The organism is Schumannella sp. GW821-FHT10F01, from assembly GCF_058809295.1.
The window spans coordinates 50,796-67,567 of sequence record NZ_JBXASM010000010.1 but is presented as its reverse complement, the minus strand read 5'-3'; the positions used below and the strand labels follow the sequence as shown (position 1 = coordinate 67,567).

Genomic DNA, 16,772 nt, shown 5'->3' with positions numbered 1-16,772 from the left:
CGGACAGCGTGCGCCGGATGGGGCCGGGCCCGCGCGAGTTGTCCACAGGAGGTCCCGCGAGCGGGTCGCGGAGCGCAGAGCGCCCGGTCAGCGCACCGCGATCGCTCCGACCGCGCGGAGCAGCTGCACGGTGGTGTGTGCGGCGAGGGTCGACTCCGCTCCGCGGTTCTCGTTGCGCGCGTCGGAGCGCAGGCCGTCGAATCCGGCGCCGGTCTCCAGGTCGACCATGCGCACGCCGGCGTCGTTGTCGCCGAGGAACCATGCCCAGGCCGTCTCCACCACCCGCGCCCACTGGTCGCCGTGACCCAGCCGATGCGCCAGGGCGGCGGCCTCCGCGATCGCCGCGACCTCGATCGGCTGCTGATCGAACTGCGGACCTGTCTCATCGGGCCCGCGCCCGTCGCGACCGGTCGGGGAGAGGTGTCCGTCGCGCGTCTCGATCCCGGCGAGGAAGGTCAGCGCTCTCAGACCGCGCGCGGTGAGCTCGGCGTCGTCGAGCGCGTCGCCCGCCGCCAGCAGCGCTTCCGGGATCACGCCGTTGCCGTAGCGCAGGCGCGGTTCCGGCCACGGCCATGCCGGGCTGCACGGCCGCGGGATGGCGGCGACGCCGTCGATCAGGAGCAGCCGCGCCGCCTCCGCACCGGGGTCGGCGGCGAGCACGTCGGCGGCTCCGATCGCGGCGGAGGCCATGGCGCGGAGGTCCGGACTCCGCCGACGAGCCGCGCGGTCGAAGGCGATGCGGGAGCGCTGTCGCACGTCGTCGTCCGCTGCACCGAGCACCGCCGCACCGAGCGCACGGACGGCACGACCCCACCAGTCGCCGAGGCCGACCTCGTCGGTCCATGCGCCCCAGGGACTCAGCCGGTTGTGCGCGCGGCCGTCGGCGCCGACGGCCGCCTCGCAGAACCGCAGGTAGGTCTCGAGCAGGGGCGCCGCGTCGAGCTCGTTCGCCGCGACGACGACCGCCAGGCCGCGCGCGACGTCGTCGAGGCAGTAGCCGTGCCCGCGACGCGGCACTCCGTGCTCCGCGTGCTCGAACAGTCCGCGATGATCGGTCATCGTCGCGAGATGCGCGAACGGGAGCCGGATCGGGAACTCGGTGCCGATCACGCCGTCAGCTCCGCGTGGCGGATCAGGCCGACGGCGAGCTCCCGATAGCGCGGCGCGATCTCGGTCCAGCTCGTGCCGGCGTTCGGCGGCGGTGTCGATCGCGACCCGGCGGCCCGCAGCACGTTCCGCACGCCGTCGGCGATCGCCCGCGGGTCCTCGTGGCGCACCACGATCCCTCCGCCGGAGCCGAGCAGCTCCACGGCGTGCGGGAATGCCGTCGCGATGACCGGCTTCCCGGCTGCGATCGCCTCGACCAGGACCCCGGACGTGACCTGGGTCCTGGAGTCGTAGGGCAGGAGCACGGCGTCGGCCGCGCTCACGCGAGCGGCGAGCTGCGTCGTGTCCAGATAGTCGTCGCGCAGCTCGACGCGGTGATCGAGTCCGAGCTCGCCGATCAGCGACTGCAGGCGCTCCCGATAGCGCTCACCCTCGTGCGCGACCACCCGCGGGTGCGTCTGACCGCAGACGACGTAGCGGACATCGAGGTCGCCGAGTTCGGCCATCGCGCGGATGCCGTGCTCGATCCCCTTGCCCGGACCGATCAGGCCCCAGGTCAGCAGGATCCGCGGACCGTCGGCCGGGGACGGGCTCGCCGTCCATTCCGGTACGCCATGCGGGATGACACTGACCTTGCCGACGTCGACCGCGTAGTGCGACCCGAGGAGCCGCAGCGCCGTCATCGTCATGACGACGACCGCGTCGGCGAGCTCGATCACACGCTCCAGTACGCGCCGCTGACCTGCGGTCGGAGCGTCGAGCACCGTGTGGAGCACGACGATGCTCGGCACGACGAGGTGCTCGAGCACCCGCACGACGTCCGTCCCGTCCTCGCCGCCGAAGATGCCGTACTCGTGCTGGATGATGGCGACGTCCGAGCCGCTGAGGGCACTCGCGGCGCGGCGGATCGCGGGAGCGGGCGCCTCGTCCATCGATCCCAGCTCGGCGACGATCCGGGACCGGCTTCCGATCGACGGGATCGCGGGGCGGGCGAGATCGTCCATCATCCGGACGATCCGGTTGTCCGGCTCCGCGGGCCTGGCGATGGCGGTAGCGAGGGCCTCGGTGAAGGTCGCCAACCCGCATCGCGTCGGAGGATAGGTGCTGAGGAAGCTGAAGCCGGTCACGACGGACCTCTCACTCGTCCGAGACGAGGAGGACGCCATCGGAGCTGCGAGACGTCTGCCGGTCGGCATCTCTCGGGGAACAGCGCTCCGATGAGCCGTCCGGTTCACCCGCGAGTCGGCGGGCTGTGTCCTGGACGCTATGCCCCCCACCTGTGAGACCGTCGGCGCCGGACCGCCGTGGTGCGGGATGGCGGCCCGCCGAAACCAGGTGCGCCCGGTCCACCCGGCGGGAGGAGGATGTGAGAGACATGTTCACGATCGAAGACGGGCTTCACGGCGATGAGCTCGGCCCGTTCCGCGCTCGCGACGAGGCCATGGCAGAGCTCCGACGGCTATCCGAGGTGCCGTGGGATCAAGCGCCGAACCGAGCCCCGTGCGTCGGCTGGGCGGAGTGTGGTCGCAGGTACGAGCTCATCCGATACGAAAGCGCTCGAAAGCCCTCGAGCGAGGTCGCCCGCGGCCTGAAGCTGGAGATCTCCGCGGCCGGTGTCCGATGGCACTAGAGGGGGACCTGCCACCGGACCGATCCACGCCGCAATCGATCGAACGGGATGACTTCCTCCGCGTCTGCGGACGGTGGACGGGCTTCACTCTGCCCGACATCATCGCGATCGGCACATCGCGCGAGGACTGGGTGACGGTGGCCGAGGCCGTTGACCGGCTCGGGCTCGAGAGCACGGGAATCCGCGAGCTCGCCGGATCGTCCGGCGAGCGTCCGACGGTGAGTCTGCGTCTCGCGCCGCACATCGTCGTGAATCTGTTCGATCTCGATGAGGTCATCGCCGACATCGAGCTCCGCGAACTCGCCGCGCAAGACGACGTCGACCGGGTCTGCGACTTCGTGCGAGCCATCGGAGCTGCACTCGGCCGCGACGTCGTCGTCGTCCCGGAGGGCTCGGCGGGGACCGCGAGCATCCGCTACGGGGTCGACCTCGACTCGTTCACCGTGGCTGGGAGCTAGAACCCCAGCTGGAGCACCAGGATCCCCGGGAACACCGCGAACAGGACCGTCACGGGCAGGATCAGGAACACCAGCGGCACGAGCATGGCGACCTCCTTGCGGCCGGCCGCCTCGATGAGGTCGCGGGACGCCTGATCCCGCGAGTCCTGGGCCTGCGCGCGCAGCACCTCGGCGAGCGGGGTGCCTCGATCGAGCGCCGTGACGACCTGATCGACGCAGCGCGTCCAGCCCGGGAGGCCGAGCAGGCGCGACGAGTCGCCGAGCGCGGTGGCGAGCGGGCGACCCGCGTTGCACGCCGCCACGACCGCCGCGATCTCGCGGGCGAGCTCGCCGCTGCCCGTCCTGGCGACGCGGCGGAGGGCGTCGACCGCGCCCTCCCCGGCCGCGAGGCTCAGGGTGAGGAACTCCAGCACGGTCGGGAGCTCCTCCGTCATCCTCCTGAGTCGTGCCGAGGCGGCTCTGCTGAGCAGGCGATCCGGCAGCAGCAGGCCGGCGACGGCGAGCACCGGGATCGCCGCTGCACCGACGATCCCGGGCGCCGCGCCGGTCCGCCAGATCACCACCGCCACGATCGCGCCCGCCAGCGCCCCGAGCGTCCCGCCGAGCAGCTGCCGAGATCGGAGCGCGGCGACCGAGCCGGACGACCCGGCCTGGCGCAGCCGCCGCCGCACCGAGTCGTCACCGCCGGAGGCGCGGGCGAGCCCGGCGTGCAGGGCCGAGGCGAGCGGCGCCCAGAGCGCTCCGACGAGCGGACCGGGGTCGGCGGGACTGCGGGCGGTCATCCGCCGCGCCTCCGCCGACACGTCGCGGACGTAGGGCGCGACCCGCTCCGCGAGCCCCGGAGCACGCAGCCTCGGGATCAGCGACGCCAGCAGCCACAGCCCGACGCCCAGCGCGACGCCGAGCGGGATGCCCAGGGCGGCGAGCACGGTCATGCGAACCACCGCCGCTCCTCGGGGAGGCGGCCGATCGCGATCATGATCCGATAGGCGGCGAACGACACCGCCGCCCCGGCGCCGAGGATCGCGAGACCGAGCGGGCTGTCGTAGGCGCGCACCGCCTCGGGCCGGGTGCTCAGCAGCAGCAGGACGATCCACGGCGCGGCCACCCCGAGCCGCGCGGCGGTGCGCACCCAGGACTGCCGGGACTCCACTTCGGCGCGGAGCGCGGCGTCACGACGCAGGTCGGCGGCGAGCGCCCGGAGCACGGCCGGCAGCTCGGTGCCGCCGACCTCGTGCGCCATCCTGAGCGTCTCGACGATCCGGTCCGCGACCGGATCCGCCAGTCGCGCCTTGAGATCGTCGAGCGCGACGCCGAGGTCGCCGGTCGCCTCCAGCTCTCGAGCGGCGGCGGACGCGGCGGGGCGCACGTGCCGCGGGCCGGCCTCGCCGAGATCCGCCAGGGCGTCGGAGAGCGGCAACCCCGCTCGGACGGCGGACAGCAGGTGCTCGACGACGTCGGGCCAGACGACCCGCGCCGCGCGGCGCCGCGCCCGCGCGCGCCAGGCGATCAGCAGGGCGGGGGCTGCCGCCCCGACCACGGCCGCCGCGCCCGCGAGCGCGCCGATGGGCAGCAGCACGAAGCCGACCGCGCCCGCGACGAGCCCGGCGAGCACGCTCAGCACGACGAGCACGGCCGGACGGACACCGCCGAGGCCCGCCTGCACGAGCCGGTCGCGCAGCGCCGCCGGCCATCGACGAGCGGGCACCGCGCCGGCGGACGCCGGCCAGAGCAGCGGCGAGAGGCAGAGCACCACGCCGACGCCGAGCAGCAGTCCGATGGCCACGCTCATGGCGACGCCGCCGGGGTGAGCGTCGCCAGCGCATCCGCGCCGCCGTGCCGGAAGCGGGCGGCGCGCGCGGGCAGCGCCCCCGTCCACGCCAGCTCACCCGACCCGGACCCGAACAGCGGCGTCGATTCGACGACGCCCTCCACCACGCGTCCCGTCGGCGCCGCGATCTCCGACACCCGGCGTCGACCGTCGCCGAGGAGCTCGCAGTGCACGACGAGGTCGATCGTCGCGGCGATGGTCGGGAGGACGAACCCGGCGTCGATGTTGCGCCCGGCCAGCAGCGGCAGCGTGCCGAGCTTGACGAGCGCCTCCGCCGCGCCGTTCGCGTGGATCGAGCACGACCCCGGAAGCCCGGAGTTCAGAGCGATGAGCAGATCGAGCGCCTCCGCCTCACGCACCTCGCCGACGACGACGCGGTCCGGCCGCATCCGCAGGGCCTCCTTGATCAGCCGGCGGAGCGGCACCTCGCCGGTGCCCTCCAAGCTCGGCTGCCGGCACTGCATCGCGACGACGTCCGGCGCGTCGAGGTCGAGTTCGAACGTCTCCTCGACGGTGACGATCCGCTCGCGGTCCGGCGCCGCGGCGAGCAGGGCGCCGAGCAGCGTGGTCTTGCCGGACTGGGTCGCTCCCGACACGAGCACGTTCACGCCGGCCCGCACGGACTCCCCCAGGAACCGCGCCGCGGTGGACGGGAGCGATCCCCGCGCCACCAGCCCGTCGAGATCGCGGATGGACCTGCGGAACTTGCGGATGTTGACCGCCCAGGTGCGGCTCACATCCGGGATGACGACGTGGAGTCGCGATCCATCGGGCAGCGAGGCGTCGACGAACGGCGAGCTGAGATCGACCCGCCGGCCCGTGCTGGTGAGCATCCGCTCGACGAGCCGGCGGATCTCGCCGGCGTCCAGTCGGAGGTCGACCCGCCGGCTCACGCCGTCCGCCGCCGCGAACACCGCGTCGGGGCCGTTGATCCACACCTCCTCGATGTCGGGATCGTCGAGGAGCGGCTGCAGCACGCCGTACCCGGTCAGCGCGGCGACGACCTGCCGCGTGGTGCCGCCCTCGTCGGCGAGCATCGGCACGGACCCGCCGAGCGCGCGCTCGGTCCAGCGCCGCACCTCGTCCCTGGCGTACCGGCCCGCGAGTCCCGGGTCCCCCGCGAGGTCGACCCCGTCTCGCCGGACGCGGGCGCGCACCCCCTCCGTGATGGCGGCGAGCGGGGAGTCCATCGGCACAGGATGCGCGGCGCGGACGACGCCGCGGGCGAGTTCTCCACAGGCTGGTCCGCGCTTCCCGGGAGTCCATCCGCGATGTCCGTGGCCCGCTCTACGGTCGCGGCATGAAGGTTCTCCTGATCCCCGGCTTCTGGCTCGATGCGGACTCCTGGGGCGACATCCCCGATGCCCTGCGGGCGGCCGGACACGACGTGACCGCGATCACGCTGCCCGGCCTCACCCGCGACGCGGTCGATCGCGCGTCGATCGGCATGGCCGCCCACGTGGCCGCCATCGTCGACTGGATCGACGCCGCCGGCGAGCCGGTCGCGCTCGTCGGCCACTCCGGCGGCGGTGCGGCGGCGGGGCTCGCCGTCGACGCGCGCGCGGACCGCGTCGCCCGTGCGGTGTACGTCGATTCGTGGCCCGGATCCGAGGGCGGCTGCGTCAACGACGGGTTCGACGAGGTCGACGGCGAGGTGCCGCTGCCGGACTGGGGCGCATTCGACGACGAGGACCTCATCGACGTCGACGACGACGTGCGGGCCCGGTTCCGCGAGATGGCCGTGCCCGAGCCCGCGCGGGTCGCCACGGACCCGAATCACTACACCGACGAGCGCCGGCACGCCGTGCCGAGCACCGTGATCGCGACCTCGCGCCCCGTCTCCGAGTACCGGCAGTACCTCGACGGCGGAGCCCCGTTCTTCGCCGAGCTCGCGGCGACCCGCGACGTCGAGTGGATCGACGTGCCGACCGGCCACTGGCCCCAGCTCACCAAGCCGCGCGAGCTGGCCGCCGCGCTGGTGCAGGCGCTGCGCTAGGTCTCGTGCGATGCCGAGCGCCCGTGGGACGACCGCGCGGGCAGGCCGGATCCGGGCTCCGACCTGCCCGGCGCGTCCTGCGTCGGCGTCCGGCTCAGCCGCGCACGCCGCGGCCCATGCCCTGGCCGCCGGACGCCTCGATCCGCTGGCCGGTGATCCACGCGGCGCTGGGCGAGAGGATCGCGGCGATCGCGCCGCCGATGTCCTCCGGCTGGCCGACGCGGCCCATGGCGCTGGTCGCCTGGATGCGCTGCTGGTACGCCTCGCTGTCGCGGATGACACCGCCGCCGAAGTCGGTCGCGGTCGCCCCGGGCGCGATGGTGTTGACGGCGATGCCGCGGTCGCCGAGGTCCTTGGCGAGGTACTTCGTCCACACCTCGACCGCGCCCTTCATCGACGCGTAGACCGAGTACGCCGGGTTCACGAGGTTCTGGGTCAGACCCGTCGAGACGTTGAGCACGCGGCCGCCATCCGCGATGAGCGGCTCGAGCGCCTGGGTGAGCAGGATGACGCCCTTGAGGTGCACGAGGTACAGCGCGTCGATCGCGTCGCCCGTGATCGAGCCGAGCGGGGTGTCGCCGGAGACGCCGGCGTTGTTGACGAGCTGGTCGATGGTGTCGCGCTCGAACGTGTCGCGGAGCACCGCGCGCAGCGCCGCGACGAAGCCGTCGAACGTGTCGGGGGCGCTGGTGTCCAGCCGCAGCGCGGCCGCACGGACGCCGAGGGCTTCGAGCTCCGCGACGACGCCGCCGGCCTCCTTCTCGCTCGAGCGCCAGGTGACGACGATGTCGGTGCCGGTCGCGGCGAGGGCGAGGGCCGCCGAGCGGCCGAGTCCGCGGTTGCCGCCGGTGATGAGTGCGAGGGTCATGATCGTGTCCTTCCGACGCCGGGTCGCTCCGCGGCGCTGACCCCACGCTCCCGCCGCCCGGGCCGCCGGGGAAGGGTGCGCTCATCCACGGATCAGGGATCCCTTGATGCGCCGGCCGCGCGGCGCGCACCATGGACGCATGGATCGTGAGCAGCTCGCCGACTTCCTCCGCACGCGGCGGGAGTCGCTGCAGCCGGAGGACGTCGGGCTGACCCGCGGTCCGCGCCGGCGCACGTCCGGCCTCCGGCGCGAGGAGGTGGCGGCGCTGACCGGGATGAGCTCGGACTACTACTCGCGGCTCGAGCAGCAGCGCGGACCGCAGCCGTCCGAGCAGATGATCGCGGCGATCGCGCGCGGCCTGCACCTCAACCTCGACGAGCGCGACCACCTGTTCCGCCTGGCCGGGCACAGCGCGCCGGAGCGAGTGCGGCGCAGCGATCACGTCTCCCCCGGCATGATGCGGATCCTCGACCGGCTGCAGGACACCCCCGCGCAGGTCATGAGCGAGGTCGGCGAGGCGCTCGTGCAGACCCCGCGCGCCGCGGCGCTGCTCGGCGACCACACGCGCTTCACCGGGCTCTCGCGCTCGACCGTCTACCGCTGGTTCGACGATCCTTCGTCGCGCGACGTCTACCCGGTCGAGGACCAGCCGACCCACGCCCGCAGCTTCGTCTCGGAGCTCCGCGCCGTGTACGCGCGGACGGGCCGTTCCGGCCGCGCGGCCGAGATCGTCGACGCGCTGCTCGCCACGAGCCGCGAATTCGCCGAGCTGTGGAGCGACCACGAGGTGTCGTACAAGCACGCCCGCCGCAAGCGGATCGCGCACCCCGACCTCGGCATCCTCTCGCTCGACTGCCAGAACCTCGTCGACGACGAACAGGGTCAGCGGCTGCTCGTGTTCACGGCGACGCCCGGCACCGAGGATGCGGACAAGCTCGAGCTGCTCGGCGTGCTCGGGGTGCGCGCGGGCTGAGCCCTGACCCGTTCAGCCCCGAGCCGCCGTGCCGCCCGCCGCGCTCCGCCAGAGCTGCATCATGAGATACGACCGCCACGGCCGGAACGCCTCGGCGAAGCGGACGACGGCCGCCGGATCCGACTCCTCCTCCCCGAGCCGCCGCAGTCCGAGCCGGATGGCGGAGTCGCCGGGCAGCACGATGTCGGGCGCGCCGTGGATGCGCATCGCGAGGTAGTCGGCGGTCCACGGGCCGATGCCGCGCATCCCGATCAGCTGGGCCCGCAGCACCGCGGGATCCTCAGGGATGAGATCGAGGTCGAGCTCCCCCGAGTCCAGCGCGGCCGCCGCACCGCGCAGGGTCGCGCGACGAGACTCCGGACCCCGCAGCAGCTCCGCGCCGCCCGCGAGCAGCTGCCGCGGCGTCGGGAACAGGCGGGTCAGCGTGCCCCGCACCTCGGGCAGCGCCGAGCCGGCTTCCGCCAGCTCGCGCAGGTGCAGCTGCGCCGCGGCCACCGAGATCTGCTGCCCGACGATGGCGCGGACCAGCGTCTCACCGCCGTCGAGGCTGCCCGGGATGCGGATGCCGGGGTGCGCCGCGACCGCCGCCGCCGTGGCGGGGTGCGCGGCGAGCAGGGCGTCGATCTCCGCCGCCGGGGAGTCGAGGTCGAGGAGCCGGCGCGCGCGGCGCTCGAGCTCCGCGTGGAGCACGGGATCGTCGGAGCTCGACTCCACGATCACCCGGTCCGACCCGGAAGCGCCGCCCTGCGCCGCGATCCGGATCTCGACGATCGCCACCTTGCCGCCGACCCGCAGCGTGCGCCGGTAGCGGTCGCCGTCCACCTCCTCGATGCCGGGGACGGCTCGCACCCGGAGGAAGTCGAGCACGCCGGCGAGGTCGAGGCCGGACGGGGCGGGGAGCTCGGTGCGCACGACTCCGATCCTGCCCGTCCCCGCCGACGCCCCGCCCTAGACTCGTTCCGCTCGCGGGAGTGGCGAAACTGGCAGACGCGCAGGATTTAGGTTCCTGTGCCGAGAGGCGTGAGGGTTCGAGTCCCTTCTCCCGCACCGTCGGCCCCTGCCGCATCGCCCCGAAATGGGGCTCGTCTGGCGACGCCGAGCCCGGCGATGATCGACCGTCGCCACCCGAGGGAGAGCACTGTGAGCGAGTACGGATACGCCCCTGCCGGGTCGGCCCAGCCGGGCTGGTACCCCGGACCCGACGGCCAGCACCGCTGGTGGACCGGGACGGCCTGGGCCGAGTCCGCGGATGCCGTCACCGGCGCCGGACTCGCTGCACCCGCGCAGTCCGCGCAGTCCGCGCCCGACGTGCCCGCCATCCCGACGGCGCCGGGCTTCGCCTCGGTCGAGCCCACCCAGGCCGCGCCGCAGTACGGCGCGCCCCAGCAGCCGGCAGCACCCGGCTACGGCGCGCCCCAGCAGCCCGCAGCAGCCGCCTACGGCGCACCCCAGCAGCCGGCAGCACCCGCCTACGGCGCACCCCAGCAGCCCGCAGCACCCGCGGCGCCCCCGTACACCGGCGCCGTCGCCCAGCCCTACGGCTACGGCACCGCGCAGTACGGCAACCCGGCGGCGCCGTACGCCCCCGCGGCCACCTACGCGCCCGCCTACAGCTACGGCTCGGCCTACGCCGTCGGCCCGCGTCCCGGCAACGGCTTCGCCGTCGCCGCGCTCGCCCTCGGCATCCCCGGCTTCATCCTGATGGGCATCCCGTTCGGCATCGGACTCGTGCTCGGGGGCATCCCCGACATCCTCGCCGTCGTGTTCGGCATCATCGGTATCGTGAAGGCCCGCGGCGGCGCCTCGGGGCTCGCGCTGTCGATCGTCGGGCTCAGCCTCGGCGGCGTCAGCCTGCTCAGCGTGCTGATCGGGGCCGGCTGGCTCTGGTAGCCGCGAGGCGCCCGCCCCGGGTCGCCGTCCAGAGCCCGCACCCGCGGCACTGAGCGGACGCTCGTCAGCCCTGCGGATGATCTCGGGCGAACCCCGAGGTCCGCGTCGCATCCGGCGGGTACTGTGGCCGCAGACATCACGCCGATCGCTGCGCGACCGACGACTGGAGACCACGTGCACCACATCCCCGCCGCGCTGCTGCCGTGGCTCGATCCGCACACGATCATCACCTCGGTGGGGCCGTGGGCGCTGCTCGTGGTCTGCCTCATCGTCTTCGCCGAGACCGGCCTGCTCATTGGCTTCGTGCTGCCGGGCGACACGCTCCTCATCATCACCGGGCTGCTCACCTTCACCGGCACGATGCACGAGGGCGGCAACGGCATCCAGATCCCGATCTACCTCGTCTGCCTCGCGATCGCGTTCGCGGCGTGGCTCGGCGGCGAGGGCGGATACTTCATCGGCCGGTTCTCCGGTCCGCGCATCTTCGAGCGTAAGGAGACCGGCATCTTCAGCCGGAAGAACGTCGACCGCACGAACGCGTTCTTCGACCGCTACGGCGGTCTCGCGGTGATCATCGCCCGCTTCGTGCCGATCGTGCGCACGTTCGCACCGGTCGCGGCCGGCGTCGGCCACATGCATCGCCGGCGCTACGCCGCGTACAACGCGATCGGCGCCCTGATCTGGGGCGCGGGCGTCACGCTCGCCGGCTTCCTGCTCGGGTTCATCCCGCCGCTCGCCGACTTCGTCTCGAGCTACATCGACGTCATCCTGCTCGGCGCCGTCGCCATCGCGGTCATCCCGACGGCCTTTCACACGATCCAGGCCGTGGTGCGCAACCGCCGCGAGCAGAAGGCCGGCGAGAGCGTCCGCGCCGACGACGTCACCGCCGACGACGACGTGAACCGCTGATCAGGCTCCCGCCGACCGATCCCCGCTGACCGGCACCGCCGATCAGCCCCCGCCGCTGAGCAGCAGCACGAGCAGGGCGCCGTTCAGCGCGGTCAGCAGCACGGCGCACACCGCCGCGAGCGCCGTCGTCCACCAGCGGTTCGCCGCGTCGCCGAGGAGGTCCCGGCGCGAGGTCAGCACCACGAGCGGCACGAGCGCGAACGGGATGCCGAACGACAGCACCACCTGGCTGATCACGAGCGCGAGCGTGGGCTCCACTCCCACGGCGAGCAGGGCCAGCGCCGGCACGAGCGTGAGCAGCCGGCGGCCGAGCAGCGGGACGCGGACGCGGAGCAGCCCGTGCATGATCTCGGCCCCGGCGTAGGCGCCGACGCTCGTCGAGGCGAGGCCCGAGGCGAGCAGCCCGATCGCGAACAGCGTCGCGACGACCGGCCCGAGCACGGTGTCGAGGGCGGCGTGGGCGCCCGCGAGCGTGTCCGTGCCGTCGACGCCGCGCAGCGTGCCCGCCGCGAGCAGCAGGATCACTGCGTTCACGGTTCCGGCGACGCCGAGGGCGATCGTGACGTCGATGCGGGTGGCCCGCAGAACCGAGCGGCGCTCCTCCCCCTCGACCCTTCCGAAGCGGTCGCGGGTGAGCGCGGAGTGCGCGTAGATCGCGTGCGGCATGACCGTGGCGCCGAGGATGGACGCCGCGAGCAGCACCGATCCGGTGCCCTCGAAGCGCGGCACGAGGCCCGCGACGAGGGGGGCGGCGTCGGGCGGCGAGACGACGATCCCGGCGCAGAACCCGATCGCGATGATCGCGACCAGCCCGATCACGATGCGCTCGAAGGTGCGGGCGCCGCGCCGGCTGTGCAGCACGAGCAGCGCGAGCGACACCGCGCCGGTGATCGCGCCGCCGAGCAGCAGCGGCAGCCCGAAGAGCAGGTTCAGCGCGATCGCGCCCCCGATGACCTCCGCGATGTCCGTCGCCATGGCCACGAGCTCGGCCTGCAGCCAGAAGGCGAGCCGGGCCGGACGGCGCCGTATCCGCTGACCGAGCACCTCCGGCAGGCTCTGCCCGGTCGACAGGCCGAGCTTCGCCGAGAGGTACTGCACGAGCCACGCCATCGCGTTCGCGGCGACGACCACCCAGAGCAGCAGGTAGCCGTAGCGCGTGCCCGCGGTCATGTTGCTCGCCACGTTGCCGGGGTCGAGGTAGGCGACGCCGGCGACGAGCGCGGGCCCGAGCAGTCCCGCGACCCGCGGTGCAGGGCGCGGGGTCGCGACGGGCGGGGCGGTCATCGCTGCGTCATCCGGGCGTCCGGGTCCCGGAATCAGCCGGCGGCGTCGAGGATCGGGCGGATGCGCGCGAGCAGCGCGCGGAACGCCCGTCCGCGGTGGCCCTGGGCGTCCTTCTCCTCCGGGCGGAGCTCGGCGGCGCTGCGGGTCTCGCCCTCGGGGCGGAACACCGGGTCGTAGCCGAAGCCGCCGTCGCCGATCTCGTGCTCGAGCAGCGTGCCGCCCCACGAGCCGAGCTCGACGACCTCGTGGTCCGCGTCGACGTAGGCCGCCGCGCAGACGAAGGTCGCCCGTCGCTCGTGCCGGCCGCGCATCCGCTCGAGCACGAGGGCGCGGTTGTCGGCGTCGTCCCGGGTGCCGGCGTAGCGGGCCGAGTGGATCCCCGGCGCGTCGTCGAGCGCCTCCACCTCGATGCCCGAGTCGTCCGCGAGCGCCGGGACCCCGGTCTCGGCGAACGCGGCGCGCGCCTTGATCAGCGCGTTCGCGGCGTAGGTCTCGCCGTCCTCCACCGGCTCGGGGCCGCCGCCGCCCGGCAGCTCGGCGAGCGAGACGAGCCGGTGCTCCCCCAGCGCCGTGCCGAGGATGCGGGTGAGCTCCTCGACCTTGTGCGCATTCCGGGTCGCGAGCACGAGCCGCACGTCAGCGCTCCGCGGCGAGAGCGGCGACCTGCAGCTCGGTGAGCCGCGTCGTGCCGGCGACGCCGAGCTCGAGCAGCCGGTCGAGCTCCGCCTTGTCGAACGGGGCGCCCTCGGCGGTGCCCTGCACTTCGACGAACAGCCCGCGTCCGGTGACGACGACGTTCATGTCGGTCTCGGCGGTGGAGTCCTCGGTGTACATGAGGTCGAGCAGCGGCTCGCCCTTGACGATGCCGACGCTGATCGCCGCCACGGAGTCGCTGAGGGCCTTCGCGTTCTTCCCGACGAAGCCCTTGGCCCGGCCCCACTCGATCGCGTCCGCGAGCGCCACGTAGGCGCCGGTGATCGCGGCAGTGCGCGTGCCGCCGTCCGCCTGCAGCACGTCGCAGTCGATCACGATGGTGTTCTCGCCGAGCGCCTTCGTGTCGACGACCGCGCGGAGGCTGCGGCCGATCAGCCGCGAGATCTCGTGGGTCCGGCCGCCGACTCGGCCCTTGATCGACTCGCGGTCCATCCGGTCGTTCGTCGAGCGCGGCAGCATCGCGTACTCCGCCGTGACCCAGCCGCGGCCCTTGCCGGTCAGCCAGCGCGGCACGCCGTTCGTGAAGCTCGCCGTGCAGAGCACCTTCGTGCGGCCGAAGCTGATGAGCGCGCTGCCCTCGGCCTGGTCGCTCCAGCCGCGCTCGATGGTGACGGGCCGCAGCTCGTCGGGGGCGCGTCCGTCAGCTCGCGTGGTGGTCATGGGGTGCCTTTCGGGAGGGGGATCGGGATGGTGCCGGTCTCGAACGTCTCGACCCGCGAGACCTCCGGACCGAGGAAGCGCGCGGCCAGGGCGCGGAAGCCGGACTCGTCGGCGCCGGTCGCCTCGAACTCGTGCGCCGCGCGGCCCGGCGCGGTGCGCTCCAGGCCGTGGGAGACGAGCACGCGGTACAGGTCGGAGGCGGTCTCCTCGGCCGAGGACACGAGGCTCACCTCCGGCCCCATCACGTACGAGATCGCCGCCGACATGAGCGGGTAATGCGTGCAGCCGAGCACGAGGGTGTCCACGCCCGCCGCCCGCAGCGGCGCGAGGTACGCCTCGGCGACCGCGAACAGCTCGGGTCCGCTCGTGACGCCGGCCTCGACGAACTCGACGAATCGCGGGCACGCCGCGCTGGTCAGCTCGAGGTGCGCGGCGGCGGCGAAGGCGTCGTCGTAGGCGCGGGAGGTGATCGTGCCCTCGGTCGCGATGACCCCGACGCGGCCGTTGCGGGTCGAGCGGACTGCGGCGCGGACAGCTGGGCGGATCACCTCGACGACCGGTATGCCCGCGCCCTGCTCGTAGCGCTCGCGGGCGTCGCCGAGCACGGCGGCGGTGGCCGTGTTGCAGGCGATCACGAGCGCCTTGACGCCGCGCGCGACGAGATCGTCGAGCACCTCGAGCGCGTAGCGGCGCACGTCGGCGATGGGCTTGGGCCCGTACGGCGAGTGCGCGGTGTCGCCGACGTAGAGCACGCGCTCGCGCGGCAGCTGGTCGATGATCGCCCGCGCCACCGTCAGCCCGCCGACGCCGGAGTCGAACACCCCGATCGGGGCGTCGTCGGCGGCGGTCATCCTCTCAGGCTAGCGCCGGGCGCCCTAGGCTCGCCTCATGACGAGCGCGCTCCTCACCGACCGCTACGAGCTCACCATGATCGACGCCGCCCTCCGCGACGGGCGCGCGCTGCGCCCCGCCGTGTTCGAGCTGTTCGCGCGACGGCTGCCGACCGGACGGCGCTACGGCGTCGTGGCCGGCACTGGCCGGTTCCTCGAGCTGCTGCGCGACTTCCGCTTCGGCGACGAGGAGCTCGCCTGGCTGCACGAGGCCGGCGTGGTCTCCCCCGCGACGCTCGACTGGCTCGCCGGCTTCCGCTTCGGCGGGCGGGTCCGCGGCTACCGCGAGGGCGAGCTGTACTTCCCCGGATCGCCCATCCTCGTCGTCGAGGGGACGTTCGCGGAGGCGGTGCTCCTCGAGACCCTCGCGCTCAGCGTCTTCAACTACGACTCCGCGGTCGCCGGCGCGGCCGCGCGCATGGTGTCGGCCGCCGGAGGCCGTCCGCTCGCCGAGATGGGCTCGCGCCGCACCGGCGAGCGCAGCGCCGTGGCCGCGGCCCGCGCCGCCTACATCGCCGGCTTCGGCGCGACGAGCAACCTCGAGGCCGGCCGCTCGTGGGGCATCCCGACCATGGGCACGGCCGCCCATGCCTTCACGCTCCTCCACGCGACGGAGGAGGAGGCGTTCCGCGCCCAGGTCGAGGCGCTCGGCACCGGCACGACGCTGCTCGTCGACACCTACGACATCCGCCAGGGCGTGGAGACCGCGGTGCGCGTGGCCGGGACCGGCCTCGGCGCCGTGCGCATCGACTCCGGCGACCTCGGCGTCGTCGTGCGGGAGGTGCGCGCGCAGCTCGACGGCCTCGGCGCGACCGGCACCCGCATCACCGTGACGAACGATCTCGACGAGTTCGCGATCGCCGCCCTCGCCGCGGCGCCGGTGGACTCCTACGGCGTGGGCACCTCGCTGGTCACCGGCTCCGGCTCCCCCGCGGCCGGGATGGTCTACAAGCTCGTCGCCCACACGGACGACGCCGGGGCGTGGATCGCGGTCGGCAAGAAGAGCGAGGACAAGGCCACCATCGGCGGACGGAAGCAGCCGGTCCGCACGCTTCGCGGCGGCGTCGCCGTCGAGGAGACGATCTACGTCGAGGATCCTCCGGTCTCGGCGGCGCACGACCTCCGGCCGCTGCTCGTCGACCTCGTCGTCGACGGCGAGCCGCTGCCCGAGCCGCTCGGCGCCGCCGGCGTCGCGGCCGCGCGCGCGCACCACGCCGCGGTCGTCGCCGAGCTGCCCGTCGACGCGACGGGTCTGTCGCGCGGCGAGCCGGCGCTGGGCACCGTCTACCGCTGAGCGGGGCCTACTTCAGGCGCTCGTAGATCTTCTTGCAGTCCGGGCAGACCGGGAACTTCTCCGGATCGCGCCCGGGCACCCAGACCTTGCCGCAGAGCGCGATGACCGGCTTCCCCGTCATCGCCGACTGCAGGATCTTCTCCTTCTGCACGTAGTGCGAGAAGCGGTCGTGGTCGCCGTCCTCCACCTGCTCGTCGCGGAGCAGCTCCTCGAGCTCGCGGTCGAGCACGTCGGTGCCGCCGCCGCCCGAGATGTCGGTGTCGCTCAT

At 73.9% G+C, this 16,772-nt stretch carries 18 protein-coding genes and 1 tRNA gene; 7 read left to right on the top strand and 12 right to left on the bottom strand.

Going from position 1 to position 16,772, the window contains the following annotated elements:
* Positions 1-87: 87 nt before the first annotated feature.
* The gene (locus AC1RSJ_RS12420; RefSeq protein ID WP_493118699.1) at positions 88-1,110 is read right to left on the bottom strand and encodes a glycosyltransferase; all 1,023 of its coding nucleotides are present in this window, start codon (positions 1,108-1,110) and stop codon (positions 88-90) included.
* Positions 1,107-2,111, bottom strand: coding sequence for a glycosyltransferase (locus tag AC1RSJ_RS12415; RefSeq protein WP_493118698.1), 1,005 nt, complete (start codon positions 2,109-2,111; stop codon positions 1,107-1,109). Before AC1RSJ_RS12415 ends, AC1RSJ_RS12420 begins: the two co-directional genes overlap by 4 nt.
* Positions 2,112-2,580: 469 nt before the next feature.
* Between AC1RSJ_RS12415 and AC1RSJ_RS12410 the strand changes: the two genes are divergently transcribed.
* A complete protein-coding gene (locus AC1RSJ_RS12410) occupies positions 2,581-3,195 on the top strand; it encodes a hypothetical protein (RefSeq protein WP_493118697.1) in 615 nt (204 codons plus the stop codon).
* On the opposite strand, the gene AC1RSJ_RS12405 is transcribed toward AC1RSJ_RS12410, so the two are convergent.
* The 3 genes from AC1RSJ_RS12405 to AC1RSJ_RS12395 are packed head-to-tail and all read right to left on the bottom strand — an operon-like array spanning position 3,192 to position 6,216.
* Entirely contained in the window at positions 3,192-4,130 is a 939-nt protein-coding gene (locus AC1RSJ_RS12405; protein WP_493118770.1) for a type II secretion system F family protein, read from the bottom strand. The genes AC1RSJ_RS12410 and AC1RSJ_RS12405 overlap by 4 nt on opposite strands.
* Positions 4,127-4,987: a type II secretion system F family protein gene (locus AC1RSJ_RS12400; protein WP_493118696.1), complete on the bottom strand. Its 861-nt coding sequence runs from the start codon at positions 4,985-4,987 to the stop codon at positions 4,127-4,129. Before AC1RSJ_RS12400 ends, AC1RSJ_RS12405 begins: the two co-directional genes overlap by 4 nt.
* Complete coding sequence (locus AC1RSJ_RS12395) at positions 4,984-6,216, bottom strand: TadA family conjugal transfer-associated ATPase (RefSeq protein WP_493118695.1); 1,233 nt, start codon at positions 6,214-6,216, stop codon at positions 4,984-4,986. The genes AC1RSJ_RS12400 and AC1RSJ_RS12395 overlap by 4 nt, the downstream gene beginning before the upstream one ends.
* A 110-nt stretch (positions 6,217-6,326) precedes the next feature.
* Between AC1RSJ_RS12395 and AC1RSJ_RS12390 the strand changes: the two genes are divergently transcribed.
* Positions 6,327-7,022, top strand: a complete 696-nt coding sequence (locus AC1RSJ_RS12390) for an alpha/beta fold hydrolase (protein WP_493118694.1) — start codon at positions 6,327-6,329, stop codon at positions 7,020-7,022.
* A 94-nt stretch (positions 7,023-7,116) separates the two neighbouring features.
* Here AC1RSJ_RS12390 and AC1RSJ_RS12385 read toward each other — a convergent pair whose 3' ends face one another.
* A complete protein-coding gene (locus AC1RSJ_RS12385) occupies positions 7,117-7,890 on the bottom strand; it encodes an SDR family NAD(P)-dependent oxidoreductase (protein WP_493118693.1) in 774 nt (257 codons plus the stop codon).
* 139 nt (positions 7,891-8,029) lie between these two features.
* Between AC1RSJ_RS12385 and AC1RSJ_RS12380 the strand changes: the two genes are divergently transcribed.
* Complete coding sequence (locus AC1RSJ_RS12380; RefSeq protein WP_493118692.1) at positions 8,030-8,863, top strand: helix-turn-helix transcriptional regulator; 834 nt, start codon at positions 8,030-8,032, stop codon at positions 8,861-8,863.
* Positions 8,864-8,875: 12 nt separating this feature from the next.
* Here AC1RSJ_RS12380 and AC1RSJ_RS12375 read toward each other — a convergent pair whose 3' ends face one another.
* The gene (locus tag AC1RSJ_RS12375; protein ID WP_493118691.1) at positions 8,876-9,775 is read right to left on the bottom strand and encodes a DNA-3-methyladenine glycosylase family protein; all 900 of its coding nucleotides are present in this window, start codon (positions 9,773-9,775) and stop codon (positions 8,876-8,878) included.
* Positions 9,776-9,828: 53 nt separating this feature from the next.
* On the opposite strand from AC1RSJ_RS12375, the gene AC1RSJ_RS12370 reads away from it, so the two are divergent.
* The 3 genes from AC1RSJ_RS12370 to AC1RSJ_RS12360 all read left to right on the top strand — a co-directional run bounded on the left by AC1RSJ_RS12370 (position 9,829) and on the right by AC1RSJ_RS12360 (position 11,662).
* Positions 9,829-9,910, top strand: a tRNA-Leu gene (locus AC1RSJ_RS12370).
* Positions 9,911-10,003: 93 nt separating this feature from the next.
* On the top strand, positions 10,004-10,753 hold the full coding sequence (locus AC1RSJ_RS12365) for a hypothetical protein (protein WP_493118690.1): 750 nt from the start codon (positions 10,004-10,006) through the stop codon (positions 10,751-10,753).
* Positions 10,754-10,936: 183 nt separating this feature from the next.
* Positions 10,937-11,662: a DedA family protein gene (locus tag AC1RSJ_RS12360; protein WP_493118769.1), complete on the top strand. Its 726-nt coding sequence runs from the start codon at positions 10,937-10,939 to the stop codon at positions 11,660-11,662.
* A 42-nt stretch (positions 11,663-11,704) separates the two neighbouring features.
* Here the strand turns inward: AC1RSJ_RS12360 and AC1RSJ_RS12355 are convergent, their stop codons facing one another.
* Genes AC1RSJ_RS12355 through murI form a run of 4 tightly spaced genes read right to left on the bottom strand, consistent with a single transcriptional unit; the run spans position 11,705 to position 15,171 of the window.
* Entirely contained in the window at positions 11,705-12,946 is a 1,242-nt protein-coding gene (locus tag AC1RSJ_RS12355; RefSeq protein WP_493118689.1) for an Nramp family divalent metal transporter, read from the bottom strand.
* Between the two features lie 32 nt (positions 12,947-12,978).
* Positions 12,979-13,581 carry a non-canonical purine NTP pyrophosphatase gene (locus tag AC1RSJ_RS12350; RefSeq protein ID WP_493118688.1) on the bottom strand — a complete coding sequence of 201 codons (603 nt, stop codon included), beginning with the start codon at positions 13,579-13,581 and terminating at the stop codon, positions 12,979-12,981.
* Between the two features lies 1 nt (position 13,582).
* Positions 13,583-14,320 carry a ribonuclease PH gene (gene rph / locus AC1RSJ_RS12345; RefSeq protein ID WP_493118687.1) on the bottom strand — a complete coding sequence of 246 codons (738 nt, stop codon included), beginning with the start codon at positions 14,318-14,320 and terminating at the stop codon, positions 13,583-13,585.
* The gene (gene murI / locus AC1RSJ_RS12340) at positions 14,317-15,171 is read right to left on the bottom strand and encodes a glutamate racemase (RefSeq protein ID WP_493118686.1); all 855 of its coding nucleotides are present in this window, start codon (positions 15,169-15,171) and stop codon (positions 14,317-14,319) included. The genes rph and murI overlap by 4 nt, the downstream gene beginning before the upstream one ends.
* A 37-nt stretch (positions 15,172-15,208) precedes the next feature.
* Here murI and AC1RSJ_RS12335 point away from each other — a divergent pair, with 37 nt between their 5' ends.
* The gene (locus AC1RSJ_RS12335) at positions 15,209-16,504 is read left to right on the top strand and encodes a nicotinate phosphoribosyltransferase (RefSeq protein WP_493118685.1); all 1,296 of its coding nucleotides are present in this window, start codon (positions 15,209-15,211) and stop codon (positions 16,502-16,504) included.
* 7 nt (positions 16,505-16,511) lie between these two features.
* Here the strand turns inward: AC1RSJ_RS12335 and AC1RSJ_RS12330 are convergent, their stop codons facing one another.
* On the bottom strand, positions 16,512-16,772 hold the full coding sequence (locus AC1RSJ_RS12330) for a DUF3039 domain-containing protein (protein ID WP_493118684.1): 261 nt from the start codon (positions 16,770-16,772) through the stop codon (positions 16,512-16,514).